The following is a 6,745-nucleotide window of genomic DNA, read 5'->3' as shown; positions in this document are numbered from 1 at the left end:
TCACCTACCTTTCTTAAAAGTCATTATGCAGAAACTTCTGCTATAACAGAAGGAAAAGGGAAGTTATCTTATCACTTTATTTAACGGAGTGAGAAAATGAAGAAAATTGAAGAGATGAAAGAGAAATTGAAAGAACTAAAACTATTACTTAAAGGTTCTTATGTAAGGGGTGAGTAGGGAGAAAAAAGCGATCTTGATATACTCATTGAATTTGAGGAAAACACAGAAATTGGGCTACTTGAATTTATCCATTTAGAAAATCTTTTAAGTGATATGCTTGGTGTGAAGGTTGGCCTCGTTATGAGAAAGGTGCTAAAACCCCACATAGGTAGGCGTATTTTAAAGGAGGTAATTTATTTAGAATGGAGAGAAGAAATAAAATAAAATAAAATGAAATGAAATATAATAGCGAAAAACATTATTTAGGACATAGAGAAAGATTAAGGAAAAGGCTGATGCAGTTTGGCTCTGAAGGATTACAAGAATATGAAATAGTAGAATTTCTTCTGACTTATGTCATTCCCCAAAAAGATGTTAAACCAATAGCCAAAGAACTTCTTAATAGATTTGGCTCTATAAAAGGAATTTTTGATGCAAGTGAGGAAGAATTAAAATCTGTTAAATATATAAAAGACAGGTTTATAGCTCTGATACAACTCATAAAAGAAATTAATGCTATTTACAGCAAACAGAAAGCTTTGGAACAGCCGGCATTTGAATCAATAGGAATGATTGCGAAATATTGCATTGAGAAAATTGGACATAAAATGGAAGAAGAATTTTTAGTAATTTATTTGGATAGTGGATTAAGACTACAGAGTGAGAAAGATTTTCCAGCAAAGGAATTTTATTTTTCAGGAACTATTGATAAAGCAGTTGTGTATCCAATGGCGATAATTGAAGAGGCTCTAAAAAGGAAGTCGTATGCGTTCATTATTGTCCATAATCATCCCAATGGAAAATTAGAACCATCGGAATATGATAAGAACCTGACCAAAGCGATAGATATAGCAGCTAAATCAGTAGGTATTATACTTTATGATCACCTTATTGTTACTGCTAATAGCTATTTAAGTTTTAAAAAGGAGAGATTGCTATGAATGCACTTGAAGAAATAAAAGGTGTTATTCCTTCTTTGAATGAAGACCAGATTGAAGCAATTACTACAACGGATGGACCGGTTCTCATTATTGCAGGTCCCGGAACAGGCAAAACACTTACCCTTGTGGCAAGGACATTATATCTTCTTGTTTCTGGGAAAGCGCAACCTGAAGAGATTATGCTCACTACATTTACTGAAAAGGCTGCATATGAATTAAGAGATAGGGTAAGTCAGCTTGCACGAAAGATTAATTATCAGGGGCAGGTGCATCTTTTAAAAATGGGAACGATACATAGTTTATGTAATGAGTATATCATGAAATTTCTTTCTTATACAATTCTTCAAAAAGGATACTCAGTGCTGGATGAATTGACGCAAGTATTTTTTGTCTATGAAAATTTTGATGAAATAATAACTCCAAGAGATGGAAAGTTTTTAGGGAGATGGTCTAATAAGTGGAATGCAATTAAAGAGATAATTCCATATTTGAATAAAATAATAGAAGAAATTATAGATATTTCTCAATTAGAAAATTCTGGAGACGAATTTTTGGGTGTACTTTCTGCTTGTTATAAAGCATATTGTAAAAAATTATTTGAGAGCAACAGAGTGGATTTCTCCCATCTTCAAAAAATCTTTTATGAGTTGCTTAATAATAATGAAATTTACCAAAAGATAAAATCAAAAATAAGATACATAATGGTAGATGAGTATCAGGATACAAATTATATCCAGGAGCAGATAATTTTAAAACTTGCTACTCCTGAAAACAATGTATGTGTTGTGGGAGACGAGGACCAATCTCTCTATCGGTTCAGAGGGGCAACAGTCCGAAATATTCTGGAATTCCCCAAACATTTTAACAATTGCAAACAGATAAAATTAACGGTAAATTACAGGTCGCATAAAAAGATTATTGAAAGATATAATAAATTCATAACCTCAATAAACTGGGATGGATTTAGATATCCCAAAGAAATAAAACCTGACTCGAACGCAATATTTCCTGAATACCCTGCTGTTTTTTGTATCTGGGGTAAAAATGAAGAAGATGAAGCAAAAAGGGTGGTTCAACTTATCAAATTTTTAAAAAGCGAAAAAATTATTGAGGACTGGAGTGATGTTGCAATCCTTTTAAAAAGTGTTAAACCCGAACACAGCTCACACTACATCCAAACATTAAAAGAAAATAATATCCCTTATTTTTCTCCAAGAGCAAAGGTTTATTTTGAAAACATAGAAGTTAAGTTGCTTCTTGCCTGTTATTCCATCATTTTTGGCTTTTATGGAGATATATTAAAAAATTCCTCTATCAGGGAATATATTGAAGAAGCAATAAAATTATTGGGAGAAGTTATATCTTCCACACTTAAAGATTACATAAAAAGAAAGGTTCAACAGATAGAAAAATTAAAAGAGGATTCCCTTGACTTAACAATCCTTGATTACTTTTATCAACTTCTTGCGTATCAACCATTTTCTTCATTTCTTAACGATAAAAACAAGGCGTATAATCTTTCCATTTTTTCAAAACTCATTTCAGTATTTCAGTATTATTACAACATTTCAGTGGTGACATCTAAGAATAAAGAATTCATAAAGTATCACCTCTTTGGAAGTTTTTTTAATTTTTTAATACAGGCAGGTATAGATGAATATGAAGACCCGTATAATCCTATACCTAAGGGTTTCGTCCAGATTATGACAATTCACCAGGCAAAGGGATTAGAGTTTCCTGTGGTCATTGTGGGCTCGCTCCATAAAAGGTTTGCTGTTCAGAAGCAGGTAGATAGAGACCTTTTGCCTTTCTCTAAAAGAGGAACTTTTGAAACAGAGAGGCAGATGACAGAGTTTGACAGATTAAGACACTATTATGTTGCATTTTCAAGAGCTCAAAAATTGCTCGTCTTAACTACTCCTGAAAAACCTCAAGATTGGTTTTCTCCTATATGGGAAGAACTTGGCCAGTATCCTTATGTAGAGAAAGAGACATTAAAAGCACAGAAATTTAATTCAAAACCACAATTTATACCAAAAAAATCTTACTCCCTTTCTCAGATCAATGTTTACCAGACCTGTCCCCAGCAGTATCTTTTTTATAAAGAATATGATTTTCAGCCGTCCCGTTCTGCACAGGTTTTATTCGGCAGTTTAGTCCATCATACAATAGAGGATATACACCGTGCAGTCCTTGATAAGAAAGATTTTACAACCTCAGATATAGAGAACTGGCTTGAGCAAAACTACAAAGCACTGCTCCTTTCAGGATTAAGACCAATCTCACAGACACAAAAAGAAGTTGCCTTAAAGCAGGTGATAAATTACTTTAAACAAAATCAGGACATCCTTGAGAGAATTTCTGAAACAGAAGTGGATGTCTCAGTAGAAAAGGAGGATTACATAATCACTGGAAAGATTGACCTTTTAACATCAAAGGATGGAAAGTTTGAAATCCTTGATTTCAAAACCCCACCAAAACAGGAAAATAATTCTGAACTCATTGATAGATATTTTAAGCAGCTATGCCTATACGGATATATTTTAAAAGAAAGATACGGCAAGCCAGTTGAAAAGATGTATATTTACTGGACCTCTGAAGAGAGAAGAAAGGATGCCTTGATGGAGATGAGATACTCGGAGAAAGATGTAGAAGAAGCAGGAAGATATTTTGATGAGGTGGTTAGAAAGATTAAGGAAGAAAATTTTAAAGTTAGCATCCCACCTGATACTGAAAAGGTTTGCAGGGAATGTGATTTCAGGTTCTATTGCTCTCAAAATGGGATAATAAAATTTAAAACAAAGGAACTTGAGGAGGTATAAATATGCCTAAGATAAACATAACCAAAACTGAGCTTGTCTGGCTTGGAAAATACGATGAAGAGGGAAAACTAAATCCGGTTGAAAAGCCAGGTCCTTATCCATTTCAGATTGTGGAGGTGATAAATAAGCCGAGAACAGGAAAAGAAATACCAACACCAGGACTTCTTTTTGACCTTTACGAAGGCAAAGAAGGAAATACTTTTGAAGAAGGATGGCGGAATAAACTCATCTGGGGAGATAACAAACTTGTAATGTCTTCACTCCTTGAAAAATTTGCTGGCAGGATAAATCTAATCTACATAGACCCGCCATTTGCAACAGGTGCTGATTTTAAATTTAAGATACAAATTGGTGAAGAAGCTGAAGAAATAACAAAGGAGCACTCAATAATTGAAGAGAAGGCATACAGGGATACCTGGGGTAAAGGATTAGATTCTTATTTACAGATGATGTATGAACGGCTTGTCTTGATGAAAGAACTCCTTGCAGAAAACGGCTCTATCTATGTGCATCTTGACTGGCATGTGGGACATTATGTCAAGGTAATGATGGATGAGATTTTTGGATATGAGAATTTTAGGAATGAGATTGTGGTTGGGGCAAGGGAAAAACATACGCATTCTCAATTTGGATATTTATCTTCGCTATCAAATTCTTATCAGATCATTCTTTTGTATGTGAAAAACCAAGATACCAAATTAAAATTAACAAAGAGAAAAGTGGAGCCTAAAAAAGAAAGATGGAGCACTTTAATTACAAGTTATGGTGATAGACCAACTATGAGATTTGAGATAGAAGGTGTAAAGCCAATTCCTCCTGATAGATGGAAATGGTCTGAAGAAAGAATTAAGAAAGCATTAGAAAATTACGAAAAATATAAAGATAATCTTAAAAATGCACCTGAAGATATAGACATTGCACGAGTAAGGATTTCTCCGGCTTCAAAATATGGTAAAGTAGTAGAGTATTATTTAAGGGAAACTGAAGAAGAAGAATTAACAAACAATTGGACCGATATTCAGGCACAAAGTTCTTTAATTGGTTATGACACAGAAAAAAATGAATTTTTGCTAAAAAGAATTATAGAAATCTCGTCCAACCCTGGCGACATTGTTGCTGACTTCTTCTGTGGCTCAGGAACAACATTAGCAGTTGCAGAGAAACTTGGCAGACGCTGGATTGGCTCTGATTTATCAAGATATGCAATTCATATTACGAGAAAACGGCTCCTTGAAATTGAAAACTCAAAGGATTTAACCGATGAAGAAGGCAAAAGAAAATATGGCAGAAAAGCAAAACCTTTTGAAATTTTAAACCTTGGAAAATATGAGAGACAAATATGGCAGGTTAAGACATTCTCAAACAAAGACGAAAAACAGGCACTCTTTGAATATCTCGCTTTTATCCTGAAACTCTATGGTGCAGAACCCATCAGCGGTTTTACCCATATTCACGGTAAAAAAGGAAGCGCTCTTGTCTATGTTGGAGCAGTTGATGCGCCTGTAACCATTCAGGAAGTTACTGATGCTATACAGGACTGTAAAAAAGCTGAACAGAAGGAACTTCACATCCTTGGCTGGGAATGGGAAATGGGATTAAACGATGCAATTCAGGAGATTGCTAAAAGAGAAGGGGTAAGATTAAAATTGAGAATTATACCAATGGATGTTTTAGATAGTGAAGCAGTCCGAAGAAGAGACATTCAATTCTTTGAACTTGCCCATTTTAAGGTTGATATAAAAACAAAAGGAAAGAATGTTGAAGTTGAACTTAAGGACTTTGTAATTCCTCACACTGATTTCATACCTGATGATGTAAAGGATAAAATCAAAAAATGGACTGACTGGATTGACTACTGGGCAGTTGATTTTGACTTTAAAAACGATACTTTTAACAATGGCTGGACCTCTTACAGGACGAAGAAAGACAGAACCCTGAATTTAAAAGCAACCTATACTTATGAAAAAGCAGGCAAGTATAAAATCTTTGTTAAAGTAATCGACATCTTTGGCATTGATACATCACAAATTTATGAAGTGGAGGTGAGATAAAATGACAAACAACGCACCAAAAACCTGGGTTCAATACGATAAGACCCTTCCTTATATAGAGGACAGAGACCCATCAAAAAAGCCTACTTCTCATTTAATCAAGGATGGAGAAAATTCTTACAAGGTGGTTGAAGGAAGAAGACCAAGCAAGATGCTTCTTGTGAATAAATTAAGGGAAGAAGTAGACAGGTGGCGTGATGATGATTATCCAGGGGCAACAGATACTACAAGAGAACTTCTATATTTCTGGTTCTTTAATGACCACAAAGTAAATAATGAACCTTTCAAATTCTGGTTCTGTCAAAGGGAAGCAGTTGAAACACTCATTTATCTTTTTGAAGTAAGAAAATATAACGATTTAAAACCAGTGATAAAAACCTATGCAGAAAATTTCAGAAAAGACCTATTTAGCAATGCTGTTGAGTTTGTTGAAGATGTAGAAGGGAAAAGGAAACTTATCAGATACTTTCCTGAACTTGAGCAGGAAGGAGAACAGGAACTTCCTGAAAAAGGTCTTTTAAGATACGCCTTTAAGATGGCAACCGGCTCTGGTAAAACCTATGCCATGGCTTTAATAATTGTCTGGTCTTATTTTAATAGAATCAGGGGGAAGGACTCTCGTTATCCAGATAATTTTTTAATCATTGCTCCAAATGTTATTGTGTATGAAAGACTGGCGAAGGATTTTTCAGATAATAAAATTTTCTATTTTCTGCCTTTAATTCCACCGTCTTGGAAGTCATTTTGGAATATTAAGGTTACTTTGCGGGGG

4 protein-coding genes and 1 pseudogene are annotated in these 6,745 nt (G+C 34.4%); all 5 read left to right on the top strand.

Annotation, left to right across the window (positions count from 1 at the left end):
• Nucleotides 1-192: 192 nt before the first annotated feature.
• Nucleotides 193-384, top strand: a pseudogene (locus tag BLQ93_RS09820) (nucleotidyltransferase family protein); the annotation flags it as partial.
• Nucleotides 385-395: 11 nt separating this feature from the next.
• Nucleotides 396-1,100, top strand: coding sequence for a JAB domain-containing protein (locus BLQ93_RS09250; protein ID WP_092129833.1), 705 nt, complete (start codon nucleotides 396-398; stop codon nucleotides 1,098-1,100).
• Entirely contained in the window at nucleotides 1,097-3,922 is a 2,826-nt protein-coding gene (locus BLQ93_RS09245) for an ATP-dependent DNA helicase (RefSeq protein ID WP_092129831.1), read from the top strand. Before BLQ93_RS09250 ends, BLQ93_RS09245 begins: the two co-directional genes overlap by 4 nt.
• 2 nt (nucleotides 3,923-3,924) lie before the next feature.
• Nucleotides 3,925-5,973 (top strand): site-specific DNA-methyltransferase, encoded by a 2,049-nt coding sequence (locus tag BLQ93_RS09240; RefSeq protein WP_092129829.1) that lies wholly within the window; start codon nucleotides 3,925-3,927, stop codon nucleotides 5,971-5,973.
• Between the two features lies 1 nt (nucleotide 5,974).
• Nucleotides 5,975-6,745: DEAD/DEAH box helicase family protein (locus tag BLQ93_RS09235; RefSeq protein ID WP_159427532.1), on the top strand; the 771-nt coding region annotated here is incomplete at its 3' end.

The organism is Desulfurella multipotens (genome assembly GCF_900101285.1).
GTDB lineage: Bacteria > Campylobacterota_A > Desulfurellia > Desulfurellales > Desulfurellaceae > Desulfurella > Desulfurella acetivorans.
The sequence above is the reverse complement of the archived record's forward strand: the minus strand, read 5'-3'. Positions and strand labels throughout refer to the sequence as shown.